Origin of the sequence: Prosthecodimorpha staleyi (assembly GCF_018729455.1) — a bacterium.
GTDB classification, from domain to species: domain Bacteria; phylum Pseudomonadota; class Alphaproteobacteria; order Rhizobiales; family Ancalomicrobiaceae; genus Prosthecodimorpha; species Prosthecodimorpha staleyi.
This window is the reverse complement of the sequence record NZ_JAHHZF010000006.1, coordinates 161,053-180,777: the sequence shown is the minus strand read 5'-3', so window position 1 is coordinate 180,777 and position 19,725 is coordinate 161,053. Positions and strand designations below refer to the sequence as shown.

The following is a 19,725-nucleotide window of genomic DNA, read 5'->3' as shown; positions in this document are numbered from 1 at the left end:
CTCGGGCCGTCGGGCCGTTCGGCCCACCGTGCGGCGACGGCCTGCCGGTTTCAGCCCTGCTCTGGCAACGGCGGACTGCGGTTGCCATAATCAATGCGAAAGGCGGGCCGAATCCCCCATGAAAGATCCGCGGTATCCCTACGCCCTCGATATCGGCACGGAAGTGTGCGGCTACCGGATTCTGGAGGTGCTGGGCGCCGGCGGATTCGGGATCACCTACAAGGCCTTCAACGACGTCACCCACAAGACGGTGGCGATCAAGGAGTTCTATGTCCGCGATCTCGCTTCGCGCAGCGGCTCGGCGGTGCTGGTCGATACCGCGATCAGCGAAGGCACGTATGAATATGCCCTGCAGAAGTTCCAGGACGAGGCCAAGGCGGTCGTCAATCGGCTGAGCCACCCCTATGTCGTCCGGGGCGAGAACTTCCTGCGCTGGAACAACACCTGCTATCTGGTCATGGAATATGTCGAGGGCGTCACCCTCGAGCAATGGCTGATCGGCCATGCCGAGCCGCCGGACGAGGCCGGACTGAAGCCGCTGTTCGAGAAGATCTTCGACGCGGTCGACCATGTCCATGATGCCGATACCATGCATCGGGATCTGACCCCCCGAAACATCATGGTGCGGCCGAACGGCGATCCGCTGCTGATCGATTTCGGGGCCGCCGGCCAGGGGCTCGACCGGGAGCGCTCGGCCAAGACCGTCGCCCAGATGCGCTATGCGCCGCCCGAGCAGGCCGATATCGACCTGCCGGCCCGGCACGGCCGCTACACCGACATCTATTCGCTCGGCGCGGTGCTCTATCGGGCCGTCACCGGTGCGCCCCCGGTTGCGTCCGTCAACCGCATCATGCGCATGGGCCGCGGTGGCGGCAGCGGCGACCCGTATCTGCCGGTCGCGGAGGCTGTGGCCGATCCCGGGCGTTATTCGGTCGCCTTTCTGAACGGCATCGACCAGGCACTGCGGATCGACGAGCGCGAGCGGCCGCAGAGCATCGCGGCGCTGCGCGAGGCTCTCGGCTGGGCACGGGGGCCGGTTGTCGCGGTGCCGGCGGAATTCGAGCGTCCCGACATTCTCGGCGCGTCGCCTGCGACGACGGGGCCGGAGCCGGGGCCAGACGGCGACGCCGTGGCTGCGGCGGTCGCGCCGTCCGACAATGTACGCGTGGCGCCGGCGACCGCCCGGCCCCCGACGGTGACGAGGCCAGGCCAGGGACCCGCCACCGGGGAGGGGCCGGAGCGGCGTGCGCCGATCGGCCTGATCGCGGCGGCGCTCGCCGGCCTCCTGGTCGTCGGCGGGGTGCTGTTCTCCCTGTTCGGGCCGAAGGACGATCCGGGTCCGGCGCCGGGGACATACGGTTTCGTGGCCCTGCGCGACGGCGGCGCCGTGCGGCTCATCGGCTATGCGCCCGGCGAGGCGGAGCGTCAGGCCTTCCAGGATGCGGTGGTGCGCGGCATCGCCGGCATCCAGGTGACGAGCGACGTCAAGGTGGCGCCCGGTGCTCCGGCCGGATATGCCGAGACCGTCCGGCAATTGCTCGGCGGCCTCGCGGATCTCTCCTCGGGCTCGGTCAAGGTGCAGGGCCGGGATGCGGTCATCGAGGGGGCGGCGATCTCGCCCGAGGGCTATGCCCGGCTGATGCGCGACTTCGCGCGACCGCTGCCGGGCGGCTGGCAGGCCCGCCTCTCGGTGCGCGCGCCTGCCGTGGCCAGCTACCGCTTCCAGATCGACCTCGATCCCGGCCGCGTGGCGATCAGCGGCTTCGTGCCCGACGAGGCGGTGCAGGCACGCATTCTCGATGCCGTACGCCGCGCGGTTCCCGGCCAGGCCGTGCATGACGAGACGCGCATCGCGTCGGGCAACGGCCCGGCCTTCGTCGACCTCGCCCTGTTCGGAGCCGGCAAGCTGGCGGAGCTGTCGCTCGGTCGCGTCACCGTCGCCGGTGACGAGTTGCAGGTCGACGGCCGCGCGCGCAGCACGGAATCCTATGCGGTGCTGAAGTCCGCCACCGTCCCGGCCGGCCGCCTCGTCTCGACCATCCGGCCGCCCCTGGTGCAGCCCTTCGACCTCGCCTTCGTGATCGAGGGCGACCGGCTCGCGGTGACCGGATATGTTCCGAACGAAGAGGCGAAAAGCGCCGTCTCGGCGGCCGCGAAGCGGGCTGCCGGCGGCCGCACCGTGCGCGACGATACCCAGATCGCCGACGGCGCGCCGCCGGACTTCCTGGCCGCCGTGCGTTTTGCCGCCGATCTCACGCCGCGCCTTGTCCGCGGGCGGATCGCGCTGTCGGGCAAGTCGTTGACGGTCGACGGCCAGGTCGCCTCGCCCGGCGACTTCATGGTTCTGTCGCGGGCGCTCCAGGTGCCGGTTTCCGATCGCCTGCCGCCGGGCTTCGTGATCGACCGGAATTCGGTCTCCCCGCCGCTGATCTCGCCCTATGTCTGGACCGCGACGCTCGGCGCAAGCGGGTTGAAGCTCGCCGGCTACGTTCCGTCCGAGGCGGTTCGCCAGGAACTGGCCGCCGCCGCGACGGCCGCCCTCGGCACCACGCCGATCCAGGACGACCTGCAGATCGCTGAGGGCGCCCCGCCGGCCTTTCCGGCGTTGGCGCGACTGGCGCTTGCGCAGTTGCCGCGCCTCGGCACGACCGTGCGTCTGGCGATCGAGGACGGCAAGCTGACCGTCGAAGGCACGGCAACGAGCCCCGACGCCTATGCGGCCGCCATGCGCGACCTGGGCAAGGCATTGCCCGGCAATGCGGTCGGACAGATCGCCGGCCTGATCCCGGCCGGCATCTCGCCCTTCACTTGGAGTGCGGATGCCAATGTGGCGCGGCTGAGGCTGGGCGGCTATGTCGCGAGCGAGGCGCAACGGACCGCCCTGGTCGAGGCGGCGCGCAGGTTCGCCCCGCAGGGCAATGTCGTCGATCAGATGCTGATCGCCGCCGGGGCGCCGGCCGGCTTCGGAGATGCCGCGCTCTATGCCCTCTCGCGCATGGCCGACACGGCCGATCCGAAGGCTTCGGTGACCGGGCGCAACGTTCGGCTTGAAGGCCGCGCGCGCAGTTTCGATGCCTTCATGCTGGCCCTGCAAAAGAATCGCGAGCCGGTGCCGGGCGGCGGCAACCTGATCTTCGAGGTGCGGCCGCCGGCTGCGGCACCGTACGAATGGAGCGCGACGGCCGACGGTCAGGCCCTGGTCCTGTCAGGGTTCGTGCCATCAGCCGAGGCCAGGACCGAGCTTGCCGAACTGGCCGCCCGGGTCGGGCGCGGCCGGACGGTTCGCGACGAGACCCGGGTTGCCGACGGCGCCCCGGCCGAATTCATGGCCGCGGCCCGTTTCCTGGCCGGTGAGGCCGGCCGCCTGATGAAGGGCCGGGCCAGCCTGCGCGACCAGGCGGCCGCTCTGGACGGCCAAGCTTACGCGCCGTCCGACTACGAGGACCTGCGCCGGTCCGCCAGCGCCTTGCCGGCCGGGTTCCGCCATCGCAACTGGTCGATCGAACCGGCCCATGTCGCGCCTTTCGCCTGGACGGTTGCGGTCGCTCACGGCGCGGTGCGCCTGACCGGCTTCGTGCCCTCCGAGGCGGTGCGCCGGGACATCGCGGGAGCCGGCACGAATGTGTTCGGCGACGGCGCGGTCAAGGACGAGACGCTGATCGCCGCCGGCGCGCCGGACGCCTTCACCGGCATGGCGCGCTGGGCGCTGAACCAGGCGGGGCGGCTCGCCGAGGGACGGATCACTGTCGAGGACGGCAACATTGCCGTGGAGGGCACCGTTGCCACGCCCGAAGCCCATGCCGCCTTGCTGCGCGATCTCGCCCGCCCGCCGACCGGCTCGGGCATCGCGCGCACCGCGCTGAGCCCTGCGCCGGTGGCCGCCTATCAGTTCGGCGCCGAGTTGACCGGCACCCGCGTCCGCTTCACCGGCTACGTTCCGGACAACGAGACCCGCCTTCAGCTGATCGAGACGCTCCGCCGCAACGCGCCGAATCTGACGGTCGCCGACGATACCCGGCCCGCCGGCGGCGCGCCGGCCGGCTTCGCCGAGACGCTCGGGGCGGCCCTGGCGGATTTTGCGGAACTCGGCGAGGCGCGGCTGACTCTTGCCGACGGCGTCGTCCGCCTGTACGGGCGGGCGCGCAGCGGCGAGGCCTTCCAGGCGCTTGCCGCGGTCTCGCGCTCCGGTGTCGCGGGGATGCGGCTCGAACGCACCATCCGCCCGCCACTGGCGGCGCCGTTCGATTGGGTGCTGTCGATCGACCCGGGCGCGATCGTGGTCACCGGGTCCGTGCCGGATGCGGGCGTGCGGACAGAGCTTGCCGCCGCCCTGGCGCCGGCCGCCGGCGGGCGCAACCTGAAGGACGAGACCCGGATTGCCGATGGCGCGCCGCCGGCCTTCGCCGAGGCGGTGCGCTTCGCCGCTGAGCTGGCGCCCCGGCTGGCGCGCGGCCGGATCACCCTGTCCGAACGCAATCTGAGCATCGACGGCCAAAGCCTCGATCCGGACGCCTTCGAGGCCTTGCGCAACGCGGTCAACGGGCCCCTGCCGGCAGACTTCCGGCTGCTCCGCTTCTCGGTCAATGCGCCGGTCGTGTCGCCCTATACGTGGCAGATGACCCGGTCGGGCGGCGAGATCCGGCTGACCGGCTATGTTCCGACCGAGGCCCTGCGCCGGGATCTGCTGGCCGCCGCCGGGCAGGTCGCCGGCGCGCGTGTCGTCGACGACCTGCAGGTCGGTGACGGGGCGCCGGATCGCTTCGCCGAACTCGCCCGCACCATGACGGCCCAGGCCGCCCGGCTGGAGGTCGGCACCGTCGCACTCCGCGACACCGCGATATCGGTCGACGCCACCGCGGCGACGCCGGAGGGCTATGCGGCGGTGCTGCAGGATCTCGGCGGCTGGCTGCCGGGCGGCGCGAAGGCCAGGCTCGACCTGAAGCCGGCGCGCGTCGCGCCTTACGTCTGGAACGCCAAGGTCGAGCGCTGGGTGGTTCGCCTGACCGGCTTCGTGCCCTCCGACGAGGAGCGCAAGCGGGTGATCGAAGGCCTGAAGGCGAGCCTGCCGCGCGGCATCGAAATCCGCGACGACACGCGGATCGCAGCCGGCGCCGGCCCGGATTTCGAGGCTGCGCTGCGCTTCGCGATCCGGCGGGCCGGCGAACTGGCCGACGGTACGCTGTCGATCTCGGATGCCAGCGTGAAAGTCACCGGGACGGCGCGCAATGCCGACAGCTTCCGCGCCTATAACGAGGCGATCCGCGTCGCCGCCTTGCCCGACGGTGTGCTGCTCGACAGCAATGTCGAGGCGCCGCGCGGTTCCGACAAGGCTCCGACCCCGGCGCCTGTGCGGACCGAACGGCCGGCCGTGGACCCGCGACCATCAAGCGAACCGCGCCCGACGCCTGACCGACAGCCTGCCGATCGCCAGGTCTACGACCGGCCGCCGGGCGTCGATCCGCGCCTTGTCCGGCCGAACGGACCGACGCCGCCGGCCGGAATCGGTGCCCGTCCAGCGCCGCCTCCGCCCGGCGGCGCGCGTCCGGGCGGCCCTCCCCCGGGCGAGGGGCCCTTCTACTGCTTCTTCAACCGTTGCTGATGGCCGGGCCTGCCGTCTTTGGCGGCAGGCCCGGTGTGGAACACCTTGCCGCACTGCAAATTCTTTCTAATATACTGTAGCTATTCACCTTTTCTCTGCCGATACGTCCTTTTTCGTCTTGCTGCCGCCCCATATTGCTGGCTACAGCAGGGGCCGACCGAAGGCCGGCCCGTCATCCGACGGCGACCGGGGCCGCCGAATTTCCGTTGCAGGAGATCCCTGAATGCCGCTCGTTTCCTTGCGCCAACTGCTCGACCATGCCGCCGAGAACGGCTACGGCCTGCCGGCCTTCAACGTGAACAACCTGGAGCAGGTCCGCGCGATCATGGCGGCGGCGGACGAGACCAAGTCGCCGGTCATCCTGCAGGCCTCGGCCGGCGCGCGCAAATATGCCGGCGACGCCTTCCTGCGCCACATGATCCAGGGCGCCATCGAGACCTATCCGACCATCCCGATCGTGATGCATCTCGACCACGGCGCCGCGCCGCCGGTCTGCTTCTCGGCGATCGAGAACGGCTTCACCTCGGTGATGATGGACGGCTCGCTGCAGGCCGACGGCAAGTCGGTCGCCGACTACGAATACAACGTCGACGTGACCCGTACCGTGGTCGAGAGCGCCCATGCGCAGGGCGTCTCGGTCGAAGGCGAACTCGGCGTGCTCGGCTCGCTGGAGACCATGAAGGGCGACAAGGAGGACGGTCACGGCGCCGAGGGCACCATGACCCGCGAACAGCTCCTGACCGATGTCGACCAGGCGGCCGATTTCGTCGCCAAGACCCAGGTCGATGCGCTGGCCATCGCGATCGGCACCTCGCACGGCGCCTACAAGTTCACCAAGCGCCCGACCGGCGAGGTGCTGGCCATCTCGCGCATCAAGGAAATCCACGCCCGCATCCCCAATACCCATCTGGTGATGCATGGCTCGTCCTCGGTGCCGCAGGAACTGCTCGCCGAGATCCGCCAGTATGGCGGCGAGCTCAAGGAGACCTACGGCGTGCCGGTCGAGGAGATCCAGGAGGGCATCAAGCACGGCGTGCGCAAGGTCAATATCGACACCGACCTGCGCCTCGCGATGACCGCCGCCATCCGCCGCGTGATGTTCGTCAACAAGGGCGAATTCGATCCGCGCAAGTATCTTTCCGAGGGCATCAAGGCGATGACCAAGGTCTGCGTCGCCCGCTTCGAGGCCTTCGGCACCGCCGGCCAGGCCGAGAAGATCAAGGCCATCACTCTCACCGACATGGCCGCCCGCTATGCCGACGGCTCGCTGAAGCAGGTCGTGAACTGAGGCACCCGCGCCGCCCGCCCGCGGCGCCTGGAACAGACCCGAAGCGCCCCGGCCGAACGCGGTCGGGGCCTTCCCGTTTTCGAAGGACCCGATGCCCATGAAGCCCGCCATCATCGCCCCCTCGATCCTCTCGGCCGATTTCGCCCGGCTCGGCGAGGAGGTGACGGCCGTCATCGACGCGGGGGCGGACTGGATCCATTTCGACGTGATGGACAACCACTACGTTCCGAACCTGACCATCGGGCCGATGATCTGCAAGGCGATCCGGCCGGTCACCAAGGCGCCGATCGACGTGCATCTGATGGTCGAGCCGGTCGATGCCATGATCGAGGCCTTCGCGGAGGCCGGCGCCGACTGGATCAGCTTCCATCCGGAAGCCTCGGGCCATGTCGACCGCTCGCTCGACCTGATCCGGCGCAAGGGCTGCAAGGCCGGCCTGGTGCTCAATCCGGCCACCCCGGTCGAGTGCCTGGAATGGGTCATGGACCGGCTCGACCTGATCCTCTTGATGTCGGTCAATCCCGGCTTCGGCGGCCAGGCCTTCATTTCGTCCGCGCTCGCCAAGGCGCGCCGGGTGCGCGAACTGATCGACGCCTCGGGCCGCGACATCCGGCTGGAGATCGACGGCGGCGTGAAGACCGACAATATCGGCGCGGTCGCCGCAGCCGGCGTCGACACCTTCGTGGCCGGCAGCGCGATCTACGGCGCGCCGGACTACCGCGCCGTGATCGAGGCGATGCGCGGCGAGATCGCCGCCGCGCGCGGCTGAGGGCGCTGCCGGATCCGCGAGGCCGGGCGGGGCGATCGGCCGGCCCGACCGATCGCCGGTGCCGCTCACGCCCGCCGGCTGCCCGGATGCAGCGACTTGCCGAGGATATGGTCGGCGGTGCGCACCACATGGGCGGTCGAGCCGACGATCAGCGGATCGGCGCCGACCACCACCGCCTCGTCGCGGTTGTCGTAGTCGAGCGTCGACAGGAAGTGCTGCAGGCAGTTCAGCCGGGCGCGCTTCTTGTCGTCGGACTTGATGATCGTCCAGGGCGCGTCGGCGGTGTCGGTATAGAAGAACATCGCCTCCTTGGCTTCCGTGTAGTCATCCCACTTGTCGAGCGAGGCGAGGTCGATCGGTGACAGCTTCCACTGCTTGAGCGGATCGTTGCGGCGCGCCTCGAAGCGGCGGCGCTGCTCCTCGCGCGTGACCGAAAACCAGAACTTGTAGAGGCGGATGCCGGAGCGCACGAGCATCTGCTCGATCAGCGGTGCCTGGCGCATGAATTCCAGATATTCGGCCGGGGAACAGAAGCCCATCACGCGCTCGACGCCGGCGCGGTTGTACCAGGAGCGGTCGAACAGCACGATCTCGCCTGCCGAGGGCAGGTGCTCGATATAGCGCTGGAAATACCACTGCGCCCGTTCGCGCTCGCTCGGCTTCTCCAGCGCCACGACCTGCGCGCCGCGCGGATTGAGATGCTCCATGAAGCGCTTGATCGTGCCGCCCTTGCCGGCCGCGTCGCGACCCTCGAACAGGATCACGATGCGCTGTCCGGTGGCCTTGATCCAGTTCTGCGCCTTGAGGAGCTCGACCTGGAGCGGCTCCATCTGCTTCTCGTAGGCGCGCTCGGTCAGCCGGTCGCTATACGGATAGATGCTGGTCTCGAAGACGCGGCGGATCGCATCCGGGTCTTCCTTGGCCCGGCGCAACGCGTCGCGGCGTTCCGAGCGGGTGGTGCGGACCGTCGGAATCTCGGTCTCCGCAAGCGCCGCCGCGGCCTTGCCGATCGGATCGGTCGGATCGGGCACGCGCTCGACCGGTGCCGCGACCGGTTCGCCCGGCGTATTGATCGTTTCGGTGGTATCCATGCACGCTCTCCCCGCTGGTGGCCTTTCGGTCGCAAGCCGAGCCCGCCGGACCCCGTGAGGACCCGGCCGGTTCGGCTGCATGACGAGAAGGCTAGTCGGCTTCCCCAGCGAAAGCGTTGATCCGACCCCGCCTGCGTATTCGGTCGTAGGCGGGGCGGGCAGGGGCGGAGCGGTCCGGTCAGCCGCTCTTTTCGAGCATGCGGCGGAAGCGGGAGACCGCGAAGGCGAGCAGGGCTGCGCCGATGCCGGCCATCATGGCGAGGGGGAACCAGACCACCTCGAAGCCGGCGCCGCGATAGAGGATCGCCTGGGAGAATTGCACGAAATAGACCGAGGGCGAGACGTGCATGGCCTCCTGCAGCACCTTCGGCATGCTTTCGAGTGGCGTCATGGCGCCGGACAGGAGCTGCATGGTGATGAACACCGGGATCGCCATCAGGCCGAGCTGCGGCATCGAATTGGCGAGCGTCGCCAGCACGATGCCGAGGGCGGTGGTGGCGAAGAGATAGACGGCGGTGCCGGCCAGGAACAGCGGCACCGACCCGGCGATCGGCACGTCGAGCACGCCGCGCAACACCACCTCGATGGCGAAGAAGACCGCTATCAGGACGACCAGCCCGTTGGCGATGATCTTGCCGAGCGCGATCTCGGTCGGCCGGACCGGCATGACCAGCAGATGCTCGATGGTGCCGTGCTCGCGCTCGCGGATCACCGCCGCGCCGACCAGGATGATCGACAGGATGGTGATCGAATTCACCAGCTGCATGACGGCGTTGTAGCGCACGCCGTCGAGATTGGGATTGAAGGCCTGGCGGATCACGGCGCCGACCGGCAGGCCCGCCTCGACGCCCTTGGCGGACAGGTAGCGGGCGGTCTCAGTCGACACGATCTCGCGCAGATAGGCGACGCCGTTGCCGGCCTGGGTCATGGCGGTCGCGTCGACGGTCAGGCCGATCTCCGGCTTGCGGCCGGCCAGCAGGTCGGCTTCGAAGCCGGGCGGGAAGGACAGCAGGAAGGTATAGCGGCCGCGATCCATGCCCTGTTCGGCGCCGGCGGCATCGACCCTGACCGGCGCCCGGAAATAGGGCGGGCGCACGGCGTCGACGATGCGGTCGACGGCCGGGCTGCGGTCGAGATCGATCACCGCCACGCTGGCATTGGAGACTTCCAGCTTGACGCCGTTGGCGACCGTCACGATGGCCATCGAGAAGGCGTAGAAGATCAGCACCAGCATGACCCGGTCGCCGGCGAGGCTGGCGAATTCCTTCAGAACCAGATGCCAGATGTTGTCGATCGCGCGCAGCATGGCGGTCAGTGCTCCTGCTTGTCGAGCAGCAGGACGGCGGCGGTCACGAAGACGAGACCGAAGCCGGCGAGCGCGGCATAGTGGGGCAGGAGATCGGCCGGGCCGAGCCCCTTGGCGAAGATGCCGAGCGCGATGGTCTGGAACCAGGACGAGGGGAACAGCGTGCCGACCCACCAGGCCGCCCCGTCGGTGGCCGAGAGCGGGTAGAGGAAGCCCGAGAAGTTGATCGCCGGCACGACGCTCAGGATCGCGGTGGCGAAGATCGCCGCCACCTGGGTGCCGACGGCGGTCGAGATGAGCAGCCCGAAGCCGGTCGTCGCCAGCACGTAGAGCGCCGCGCCGGCGGCGAGCGCCAGGCCCGAGCCGCGGAACGGCACCCCGAAGGCGAAGACCGCGATCGCCACCATGGCGAGCCCGGCGACGAGCCCGAGCGCCGCATAGGGCAGTTGCTTGCCGATCAGGAATTCGGCGACCCGCGCCGGCGACGCGCGCAGGTTGGCGATCGAGCCGATCTCCTTCTCGCGCACCACGCCGAGCGCCGTCATCATGGCCGGGATCAGCACCAGGAGCAGCATGATCACGCCGGGCGTGATCGCATTGACGCTCAGGAAGGCCTGATTGTAGGCGAAGCGCGGCACGAAGGCGACGGCCTCGGCCGCCGCGGCGCCGCCGAGCGGGGAGGCTGCGAGCTTTTCCGCCGCGTAGCCGAGCACGACGCCCTGCACATAGCTCCTGACCGTCTCGGCGCGGAATGTATTGGCGCCGTCGACCGTGAAGCCGATCTCTGGGCGGCGGCCCTGCAGCAGGTCGCGGCCGAAGCCGGGCGGGATCGACACGACCAGCCGCAATTCGCCGTCGATCAGCCGGCGGTCGGCCTCCGCCTCCGTGACGATCGGCGGCCGCTCCTCGAAATAGCGCGAGCCGGACAGGGAGCGCAGCAGGTCGCGGCTCTCGATCGACTGGTCGCGGTCGAAGGCGGCATAGGTCAGCTTCTCCACGTCGAAGGAGATGCCGAAGGCGAACACGACCAGCAGCGCCATCGGGCCGATCAGTCCGAAGGCGAGGCGTACCCGGTCGCGCAGCAGTTCGCGCGCCTCGCGCATGGCGAAGGCGAGCGTCCGGGCGATGGTCGGATCGCGCCGGCCGAGCGGGCGCTCAGCCGTCGGGCCTTCGCCGTTCGCTTGTTCCGTCGCCACCGGGGCGACGGCCTTGACGGCTGGGCCGGACTCTTTCGGGTCCTGTCCGCTCTCCCGTTCCAGCACCTGGATGAAGGCATCCTCGAGCGTGCGCGTGCCGGCCGCCGCGACGATCTCCGCCGGTGCGCCGACGGCGAGCACCCGGCCGGCATGCATCAGCGAGATGCGGTCGCAACGCTCGGCCTCGTTCATGAAATGCGTCGAGACGAAGATCGTGACGCCGTCGCGCCGGGACAGTTCGCCGAGATGGCGCCAGAAAGAGTCGCGCGCCTCCGGATCGACCCCCGAGGTCGGCTCGTCGAGGATCAGCACTTCCGGCTTGTGCAGGCAGGCGGCGGCGAGTTGCAGGCGCTGGCGGATGCCGAGCGGCAGGGCGGCCGGCATGGCGTCGGCGACCTCGCCGAGCCCGAACCGATCGATCGTCTCGGCGACCCGGGTGCGCGCGGCCGCGCCATGCAGGTGGTAGACGGCGGCGTGGAAGTCGAGATTGCCGCGCACCGACAGCTCCTCGTAGAGCGAGAAGCCCTGCGACATGTAGCCGACCCGCATGCGGACGGCGAGATCGCCGGCATCGACGGGCAACCCGAGCAGTTCGGCGGTACCTTCCGTCGCCGGCAGCAGGCCGGTCAGCATCTTCATCGTGGTCGTCTTGCCGCAGCCGTTGGAGCCGAGGAAGCCGAAGATCTCGCCGCGCTCGATGCGGAAGCTGACATGGTCGACCGCGGTGAAGTCGCCGAAGCGCCGGGTCAGGCCCTCGGCCGCAATGGCGGGCGGCCCGTCATGCTGCACGCGCGGGGCGATCGCGAAGGGCGCGGGGACGGCGCCGCCGCTGCCGGCCTGGAGCCGGCGATAGGCGTCCTCCAGTCCGGACGCGCCGGCGGCGGCCAGGATGTCGCGGGTCGGGCCGTCGGCGATGATCCGGCCGTCGGCGACGGCGACGATGCGGTCGAAGCGCTCCGCCTCGTCCATATAGGCGGTGGCGACCAGGACGGTCATGCCCGGCCGGCCGGCGCGGATGTCGGCGATCAGTTCCCAGAACTGGCGGCGCGACAACGGATCGACGCCGGTGGTCGGCTCGTCGAGGATCAGAAGATCGGGATCGTGGACGAGCGCGCAGCAGAGCGACAGCTTCTGCTTCATGCCGCCCGACAGCTTGCCGGCCGGGCGATCGGCAAAGGGCGCGAGGCCGGTCGCCGCCAGCAGGCGGTGGACGCGTGCGTCGCGCTCGGCCGGCGTCAGGCCGAACAGGGCGGCGTGGAAGGCGATGTTCTCGGTCACCGACAGGGTCGGGTAGAGATTGCGTCCGAGACCCTGCGGCATGTAGGCGATGTGGCCGGCGACCGCATCGCGGTGGCGGCGGTCGGCCATGTCGCCGCCGAGCACCGCGACCGTCCCGGCCTGCAGCCGCTTCACGCCGGCGATCAGCCCGAGCAGGGTCGACTTGCCGACCCCGTCCGGTCCGATCACGGCGGTCGCCGAGCCGGCGGCGAGCGTCAGGCCGACCCCGTCGAGCGCCAGCGTCTTGCCGTAGCGATGGACGATGCCGTCGAGCGCGACCGTCCAGGCCGGCGCTGGGTCAACGACTGTGGCCGCCGCGTCGCCGTCCGGGGCGATGTCAGGGGCGGGCATCGGGCAGCCTCGGCGCCAGTTCGGGCGGGAAGGCGTCGCGGCCGGTGAGCAGATAGGCGTTGCCGGTCAGGCCCGCCTTGACATAGTCGCGCCGCGTCACCAGCAGATCCGGGGCGATGCTGACCTTGACCCGGTACATCAGCTTGTCGCGCTCGGTCTCGGTCTCGACGGTCTTGGGCGTGAATTGCGCTTCCGCGGCGACGAAGGAGACCTTGGCCGGAATGACGAATTCCGATGCGGCATCGAGCCGGATGCGTGCGTCGGCCCCGAGCCGGACCCTGCCGACCAGTCGCGTCGGCAGGAACACGGTCATGTTCACGTCGGAGAGATCGAGCAGGGTCGCGACCCGTGCGCCGGCGGCGACCACCTCGCCGGTCTGCACCAGCCGGTATTCGACCCGGCCGGCGACCGGGGCGGTCAGCGTCATGTCGTCGAGCATGGCCTGGATCTGGCGGACCTGGGCATCGGCGACGGCGCGCGCGCCCTCCGCCTCGCCGATCGCGGATTTCGCCGCCTTGACGGCCGCGGCGGCGACGTTGCGCTGGGCGGCGCGGCGGTCGACCTCGGCCTGCGAGGTGACCGAGCGGTCGTGCAGCTCGCTGGCCCGCTTCAGCTCCACCTCGGCCAGGGCCAGTTCGGCCTCGCGCATCGCCGTCTCGGCCTCGGCGCGGCCGATCGTCTGGACGGCGCGCTGGGCGGTGGCGGCGGCGGCGGCCAATTGGGCGCGGATCTCGCTGGTGTCGAGCCGGGCGACGACCGCGCCCTTCTCGACGAAGTCGCCCTCGCGCACCAGCATCTCCAGGAGCCGGCCGGCATATTTCGAGGCGATGTCGACGCGCTCGACCTCGATCCGTCCGTTCGAGGCGGTCACGCCTTCCGGCAGGTGCGTCGCCTGGGTAGCGAGATACTGCCGATAGCCGACGAAGCCGCCGAGCCCGACCAGCGCGGCGGCGAGAAGAATGATCGATGGCCGCATGACGTCCGTTCCGTCCGGCGGCCCGCCCCTCGGACCGCTGGCGCCACCTTGGTCCGCCCGATGCTGCAGTGCAACCTCGTTGGAAACCGCATGGCATGTCCGGCGCCCGGATGAGGTCGATTCACGGGATCGGTTCGATCCGGTCGGCGACGTCCGAGCCACGCCGCCGCTCGCGATAGAAGAGATAGAGCCCGCTCGCCACGATGATGGCGTTGCCGATGACGATCTCGCGCGTCGGCACGTCGCCCCAGACCAGCCAGCCCATCACGGCCGCCCACAGGATCGAGCTGTACTGGAACGGGGCGAGCACCGAGGCGGGCGTGTTCGAGAGCGCGCGGACGATCAGGATGAAGCAGACGACCGCGACGACGCCGAGCAGGAACAGCAGGATCAGATCCACCGGGCCGGGCGTGACCCAGCCGATCGGCGCCGTGACCAGGCCGGTCAGGCCGGCGCCGGCGAACTGCCACGTCACCAGCTGCAGCCAGTGGGTATCCTTGAGCGCGCGCGTGATGGTGACGCCGGCCGCATACATGGTCGAGCCGAACAGGGCGATCAGCGAGACCATCGAGACGGCCGCACCGGTCGGCTTCAGGGCGATGACCACGCCGACGAAGCCGACCAGGATCGCCGACCAGCGCCAGATGCCGACCTTCTCGCCCAGGAACGGCACCGCGATCGCGGTGATCAGCAGCGGTGCCGCCATGTAGAAGGTCATCACGTCGGCGAGCGGAAGATAGAGCGTCGAATAGTAGAAGGCGAAGGTATCGGCCGCCATGCAGGCGACGCGGGCGAGCTTCAGCCCGGTCTGGCCGCCGCCGAACAGCGCCGGCCGGTGCATCCAGATGAGCGGCGCCAGCACGAAGACCGCTCCGATCGTGCGCAGCAACAGGAGCTGGCCGACCGAATAGTCGGCGACCAGCCATTTGCCGAGCGCGTCGTTGAGGGCGAAGAAGAAGATTCCAGCCGAATAGAGAAGAATGCCGGTGGTATGGCCCGGCGCAAGACGATCCATGGCGACCTCGGTCGGCCGTCGCGACAGGGCACGGCACCCGGGCGTTTTGTTTCAGAAGCCGAAGTTTCGCGCAAGGCAGGGCGAGCCGAAGCGCTTGTGCATTCCTGCCATGCTCAAAGTCCCTTTTCCATATAATAAGCATGCTTATATTGAGCGCATGTCGAAGGCTCAGCTACAGTCCCTTTATGCCGATCCGCGCCGGGAGGTGTTTCTCCTGCTGGTCGATACGGCGCGCCAGATCCGGTCCTTTGTCGATCAGCGGGCGCGGGAATGCGGCACGACCCGTGCGCAATGGGCGCTGCTCGGCAAGCTCTATGTCCAGGAGGGGCGGACCCAGGCCGAACTGGCCGAGCTCCTGGAAATCCAGCCGATCACCCTGACGCGGCTGATCGACCGGCTGGACGCGCAGGGGCTGGTCGAGCGTCGGCCGCATCCGAGCGACCGCCGCGCCAACCTCCTCTTCACGACCGAGGCCGGCCGCCGCGCCGTCGAGGATCTGGCACCGCTGGCTCTCGCGATCACCGACGAGATGCTGGCCGGCTTTACGCCGGAGGCCGTCGCCACGCTGAAGGCCTCGCTCAACGCCATCAAGCAGAACATCAAATCCGGCGCCGATTGTCATGCGGTCGCAGCGGATTCGGAGCTTGCCCATGCCGACTGACACCGCCCCCGCCGCGCCGAAGGCCGAAGTCGCGGCTTCGGCTGCATCCGGCCCTCTGGCACTGCCGGCGCCGCACGCCGCCGTCGAAGCCGCCACCCAGCGGCGCAACCGCAAGGCCGGGATGCGCTTCGTGCTGATGGTCGTGCTGCCGCTGGCGGCCGCGGTCGGCGGCGGCGCGCTCTGGCTTGCCGGCGGCCGCTGGATCTCGACCGACAACAGCTATGTCGGCGCCGAGAAGGTGCTGATCACCCCGGAGGTCTCCGGGCGGGTCGTGCGCATCGACGTGACCGAGGGCCAGAAGGTCCGGCCGGGTGACCCGCTCTTCGCGATCGATCCGGAATCCTATCGGCTGGCGCTGGCCGAGGCCGAAGCCAAGCTGCAGTCGGTGCGCGCCGACCATGCCAACCTGACCACGTCGGTGGCGAGCCTCGCCCGCCAGATCGTCATCGCGGAGGAGAGCATCGAGCTGCGTGAGAAGGATCTCGAACGCAAGTCGTCGCTGCTCGGCAACCGGGTTGCGACCCAGACCGATGTTGAGACCGTGCGGCTGGCCTTGGCCGCGGTGCGCTCGCAGGCCGAGACCCTGAAGCAGAGCCGCGTCGCCGCCCTCAATCAGCTGCTCGGCGATCCGGCGCTGCCGATCGACCGCTTTCCGCCCTATCGCGAGGCGCTGTCCAAGCGCGACATGGCGCAGCGCGACCTCGACAACACCGTCCTGCGCTCGCCGATCGCCGGCATGGCCACCCAGGTGCCGTCTATCCAGATGGGCCGCTACTTGACCGCCGGCACCACCGTCTTCGCGATTGTCGGCACCGACCGGCTGTGGGTCGACGCCAATCCGAAGGAGACCGATCTCGAATTCGTCCGGCCGGGCCTGCCGGTCGAGATAACGGTCGATGCCTATCCGGGCCGGGTCTGGCACGGCACGGTCGATGCGATCAGTCCCGGCACGGGCGCGCAATTCTCGATCCTGCCGGCGCAGAACGCGTCGGGCAACTGGGTCAAGGTTGTCCAGCGCGTGCCGGTCCGGGTCGCCTTCGCGCCGGGCGAGGACACGACCGGCCTGCGCGCCGGCATGAGCGCCGACGTTTCGATCGATACCGGCCGCAAGCGCAGCCTCGCCGGGCTGGTCGGCCTGCCGGCCTTCGCGGGCGGGGAGGGCGCACCGAAGTCGGTCGCGCCGACCGTCCGGTGAGCGGCCCCGGCGCAGGCAAGGCCCCCGCCGCAGCCCCGGCGGGGGCAGCCCAGAGCGGGGCCGCCTCGGCCGGCGTGGTCAAGAACCGCGGCATGATCACCGTCTGCCTGATGGCGGCGACGATCATGCAGGCGCTCGACACGACCATCGCCAATGTGGCGCTGCCCTACATGCAGGGCAGCCTGTCGGCCACGCTCGACCAGGTCAACTGGGTGCTGACCTCCTATATCGTCGCCGCCGCGATCATGACCGCGCCGGTCGGCTGGCTGGCCATGCGCTTCGGCACCAAGAAGGTGCTGATCGTCTGCGCGGCCGGCTTCACCGTGGCATCGATGCTGTGCGGCATCGCCCAGTCGATCACCGACATGGTGCTCTACCGCCTGCTGCAGGGCGTCTTCGGCGCCGCGCTGGTGCCGCTGAGCCAGGCGGTGATGATGGCCATCTATCCGCCCGAGCGGCGCGGCCAGGCCATGGCGGTCTGGGGCATGGGCGTGATGATCGGCCCGATCATGGGCCCGACGCTCGGCGGCTGGCTGACCGATACGCTGTCCTGGCACTGGGTCTTCTTCGTCAACCTGCCCTTCGGCATCGCCACCGTGCTCGGCCTCGCCGCCTTCATGCAGGAGACGCCGACCCAGCCGGGCATGCGCTTCGACTGGTTCGGCTTCGCGGCCCTGTCGATCGGCATCGGCGCGGCGCAATTGATGCTCGACCGGGGCGAGTCGCTCGGCTGGTTCGATTCGGCCGAGATCCGCGCCGAGGCGATCGTCGCCGCGGCCGGGCTCTGGTATTTCGTCGTCCATTCGCTGACCGCGGAACGGCCGTTCATCCCGATCCAGATCTTCCGCGACACCAACTTTTCGGTCGGCGTCGTGTTCATGTTCGTGGTCGGCATCATCCTGCTCGCCACCATGGCGCTCGTCACGCCCTTCGTGCAGAACGTCATCGGCTATCCGGTCATGCAGGCCGGCCTGCTGCTCGGCACGCGCGGCATCGGCACCATGGCGGCCATGATGGTCACCGGCCGCCTGCTCGGCCGGATCGACGCGCGGCTGATGATCCTGACCGGCCTGATCCTGTCGACCCTGCCGCTGGTCTTCATGACCGGCATGACCGCCGACACCGCCGCCAGCACGATCGTCTGGACCTCGATCATGCAGGGGGTCGGCCTCGGCTTCGTCTTCGTGCCGCTCAACACGGTCGCCTTCGCGACCCTGCCGACGCGCTACCGCACCGAGGGCACCGCGGTCTGGACGCTGATCCGCAATCTCGGCAGCGCCGTCGGCGTCTCGATCGTGATCGCGCAGCTGACCTCGACCACCACGCTGATGCATGCCCGCCTGACCGAGAGCCTGACGCCCTGGAATCTCGGCCTGCAATTCCCGTCCGCCGCCCTGGTCGATCCCGCCACGACGACCGGCCGCGCCCTGCTCGAGCAGCTGGTCACCGCCCAGGCGGTGATCATCGCCTATGCCAACGACTTCCGCCTGATGACCTTCATCAGCCTCGCCGCCCTCCCGCTCCTCCTCCTGATCCGCGTCGGCAAGACGCCCGCCAAGGTGGATCCGGCCCATGCGGTGGCGGATTGAGGGGCCAGGAGACCGGCCGCAGTCCCGGTGGGGCTGCGGCGACAAGCAGCACCGGAAGTTGATTTGTCGCCATCGTCCCGTCTTTGTTCCGCGACGATTCCGGGTTACGATTTCTCATGAGCAACAGGTCGGCACACGGGGTGGTCAGCGCCTTCACCGAAGAGCAGGCTTCGCGCCTGACCGGGCTCAGTGTGCATCAACTGCGCTATTGGGATCGGACGGGGTTCTTCCGGCCGCAGTTTGCCGACCCGAATCGACGCGCGGCGTTCAGCCGGGTCTATTCCTTCCAGGACATTGCATCCCTGCGTGTCCTGAATGTCCTGACCAAGCAGTATTCCGTTTCGGTCAGGCATCTGCGGGATGTTGCGAAGCGCCTGTGCGCCATGGACAGCAACGCATGGTCGCGGACCACCCTTTATGTCCTCAAGCGGCGCGTCAATTTCGTCGACCCAGAAGACGGCAAGCAGCGGGAGGTCGTGTCCGGTCAATACGCTCTCGGTATCCCGCTTGAGACGGTGATGTCGGACACCCGCCGGGATGTCGAAGCCCTGTCGGTGAGATCGATTGAAGATATTGGCGCCGTCGCGCGAAGCCGCTTTGTGGCGAGCAACATGCCCGTGGTCGCGGGAACTCGCATTCCCGTTGCGGCCATCAAGAGTTTTGCCGAGGCCGGTTATTCACTGGCGCAGATCATGCAAGAATATCCAACCCTGAGTGAGGCCGACATCAAGGCTGCGGTCTCATTCGACACGCAAACGAAGGCGGCGTGACCGATCGACCGCAGCTCCGCTTCTTCTTGGATGAATGCGTCCCGGATAGCGTGGGGCGGGTGCTTTCGGATTCGGGACATTTCGTCATTCTGTTGCGCGAAGCCGGTGCAACCGGGTCCCCGGATCCGCTTGTCTGTGCGTTGGCGGAGGCAAACGACGCGATCCTGGTCAGCCTCGACGGCGACATGAAGCAAATCGCCCGCGATGCCGGCGTGTCCAAGGGGCGCTTTGCCCAGCTCAGCCTTCTGAAACTGTCGTGCGAGGCCGTCCATGCGGCAAGCCGCGTCGCCGAGGCCATGACCCTCGTTGAACATGAGTGGATGGTCCCCAGACAAGCCGGGGAACGGCGTCTCTTCGTGGAAATCCGCAAGAGCGTCATCCGGACGTTCCGCTGAGGGACGGCGGGAAGCCGTCCTCAGCCGGGCGCCGACCAGGGACCCTGCGGCGCGCGGTCCCGCCGGATCGGCACCTGTTGATCCCCATGCCCGGGCATGCGACCCTTCAATCGGTTGAATTCGGGCTGGGCAGCCGTCGACAGAAGCGGCGCCGGGGAGCATGCCATGGTGTCGGCCAGCAAGTCCTCCACGATGGCGGCGACGGGCGGGGCCGCGGTGTCGGCCAAGTCCGATGTGCTGGAGCTC

13 protein-coding genes are annotated in these 19,725 nt (G+C 69.3%); 8 read left to right on the top strand and 5 right to left on the bottom strand.

Going from position 1 to position 19,725, the window contains the following annotated elements:
* Positions 1-118: 118 nt before the first annotated feature.
* From KL771_RS13560 to rpe, 3 genes are all read left to right on the top strand, one after another.
* Entirely contained in the window at positions 119-5,599 is a 5,481-nt protein-coding gene (locus KL771_RS13560; RefSeq protein WP_261969087.1) for a BON domain-containing protein, read from the top strand.
* A gap of 223 nt (positions 5,600-5,822) precedes the next feature.
* Complete coding sequence (gene fba, locus KL771_RS13555; protein WP_261969086.1) at positions 5,823-6,887, top strand: class II fructose-bisphosphate aldolase; 1,065 nt, start codon at positions 5,823-5,825, stop codon at positions 6,885-6,887.
* A gap of 97 nt (positions 6,888-6,984) precedes the next feature.
* A complete protein-coding gene (gene rpe / locus KL771_RS13550) occupies positions 6,985-7,656 on the top strand; it encodes a ribulose-phosphate 3-epimerase (RefSeq protein ID WP_261969085.1) in 672 nt (223 codons plus the stop codon).
* 65 nt (positions 7,657-7,721) lie between these two features.
* Here the strand turns inward: rpe and ppk2 are convergent, their stop codons facing one another.
* From ppk2 to KL771_RS13525, 5 genes are all read right to left on the bottom strand, one after another.
* Positions 7,722-8,747, bottom strand: a complete 1,026-nt coding sequence (ppk2, locus tag KL771_RS13545) for a polyphosphate kinase 2 (protein WP_261969084.1) — start codon at positions 8,745-8,747, stop codon at positions 7,722-7,724.
* A 178-nt stretch (positions 8,748-8,925) separates the two neighbouring features.
* Positions 8,926-10,053 (bottom strand): ABC transporter permease, encoded by a 1,128-nt coding sequence (locus tag KL771_RS13540; protein ID WP_261969083.1) that lies wholly within the window; start codon positions 10,051-10,053, stop codon positions 8,926-8,928.
* Positions 10,054-10,058: 5 nt separating this feature from the next.
* A complete protein-coding gene (rbbA, locus tag KL771_RS13535) occupies positions 10,059-12,878 on the bottom strand; it encodes a ribosome-associated ATPase/putative transporter RbbA (protein ID WP_261969082.1) in 2,820 nt (939 codons plus the stop codon).
* Positions 12,865-13,854 (bottom strand): HlyD family secretion protein, encoded by a 990-nt coding sequence (locus tag KL771_RS13530; RefSeq protein WP_261969081.1) that lies wholly within the window; start codon positions 13,852-13,854, stop codon positions 12,865-12,867. Before KL771_RS13530 ends, rbbA begins: the two co-directional genes overlap by 14 nt.
* 121 nt (positions 13,855-13,975) lie before the next feature.
* Positions 13,976-14,869 carry a DMT family transporter gene (locus tag KL771_RS13525; protein ID WP_261969080.1) on the bottom strand — a complete coding sequence of 298 codons (894 nt, stop codon included), beginning with the start codon at positions 14,867-14,869 and terminating at the stop codon, positions 13,976-13,978.
* A gap of 157 nt (positions 14,870-15,026) precedes the next feature.
* Here KL771_RS13525 and KL771_RS13520 point away from each other — a divergent pair, with 157 nt between their 5' ends.
* The 5 genes from KL771_RS13520 (at position 15,027) to KL771_RS13500 (ending at position 19,479) form a co-directional block, all read left to right on the top strand.
* Positions 15,027-15,530 carry a MarR family winged helix-turn-helix transcriptional regulator gene (locus KL771_RS13520; RefSeq protein WP_261969079.1) on the top strand — a complete coding sequence of 168 codons (504 nt, stop codon included), beginning with the start codon at positions 15,027-15,029 and terminating at the stop codon, positions 15,528-15,530.
* Positions 15,520-16,725: an HlyD family secretion protein gene (locus tag KL771_RS13515; protein WP_261969078.1), complete on the top strand. Its 1,206-nt coding sequence runs from the start codon at positions 15,520-15,522 to the stop codon at positions 16,723-16,725. Before KL771_RS13520 ends, KL771_RS13515 begins: the two co-directional genes overlap by 11 nt.
* A 92-nt stretch (positions 16,726-16,817) precedes the next feature.
* Positions 16,818-18,314 (top strand): DHA2 family efflux MFS transporter permease subunit, encoded by a 1,497-nt coding sequence (locus tag KL771_RS13510; RefSeq protein WP_261969289.1) that lies wholly within the window; start codon positions 16,818-16,820, stop codon positions 18,312-18,314.
* Between the two features lie 116 nt (positions 18,315-18,430).
* Positions 18,431-19,084 (top strand): DUF433 domain-containing protein, encoded by a 654-nt coding sequence (locus KL771_RS13505; RefSeq protein ID WP_261969077.1) that lies wholly within the window; start codon positions 18,431-18,433, stop codon positions 19,082-19,084.
* Entirely contained in the window at positions 19,081-19,479 is a 399-nt protein-coding gene (locus KL771_RS13500) for a DUF5615 family PIN-like protein (RefSeq protein WP_261969076.1), read from the top strand. The genes KL771_RS13505 and KL771_RS13500 overlap by 4 nt, the downstream gene beginning before the upstream one ends.
* Positions 19,480-19,725: the final 246 nt, after the last annotated feature.

Bases quoted from the DNA above. Each gene is read 5' to 3' on its own strand.
- KL771_RS13530 (WP_261969081.1), bottom strand. From the start codon at position 13,854: ATGCGGCCATCGATCATTCTTCTCGCCGCCGCGCTGGTCGGGCTCGGC.
- KL771_RS13560 (WP_261969087.1), top strand. From the start codon at position 119: ATGAAAGATCCGCGGTATCCCTACGCCCTCGATATCGGCACGGAAGTG.
- fba (WP_261969086.1), top strand. From the start codon at position 5,823: ATGCCGCTCGTTTCCTTGCGCCAACTGCTCGACCATGCCGCCGAGAAC.
- KL771_RS13510 (WP_261969289.1), top strand. From the start codon at position 16,818: ATGATCACCGTCTGCCTGATGGCGGCGACGATCATGCAGGCGCTCGAC.
- KL771_RS13505 (WP_261969077.1), top strand. From the start codon at position 18,431: ATGAGCAACAGGTCGGCACACGGGGTGGTCAGCGCCTTCACCGAAGAG.
- KL771_RS13540 (WP_261969083.1), bottom strand. From the start codon at position 10,053: ATGCTGCGCGCGATCGACAACATCTGGCATCTGGTTCTGAAGGAATTC.
- ppk2 (WP_261969084.1), bottom strand. From the start codon at position 8,747: ATGGATACCACCGAAACGATCAATACGCCGGGCGAACCGGTCGCGGCA.
- KL771_RS13525 (WP_261969080.1), bottom strand. From the start codon at position 14,869: ATGGATCGTCTTGCGCCGGGCCATACCACCGGCATTCTTCTCTATTCG.
- rbbA (WP_261969082.1), bottom strand. From the start codon at position 12,878: ATGCCCGCCCCTGACATCGCCCCGGACGGCGACGCGGCGGCCACAGTC.
- rpe (WP_261969085.1), top strand. From the start codon at position 6,985: ATGAAGCCCGCCATCATCGCCCCCTCGATCCTCTCGGCCGATTTCGCC.
- KL771_RS13520 (WP_261969079.1), top strand. From the start codon at position 15,027: ATGTCGAAGGCTCAGCTACAGTCCCTTTATGCCGATCCGCGCCGGGAG.
- KL771_RS13515 (WP_261969078.1), top strand. From the start codon at position 15,520: ATGCCGACTGACACCGCCCCCGCCGCGCCGAAGGCCGAAGTCGCGGCT.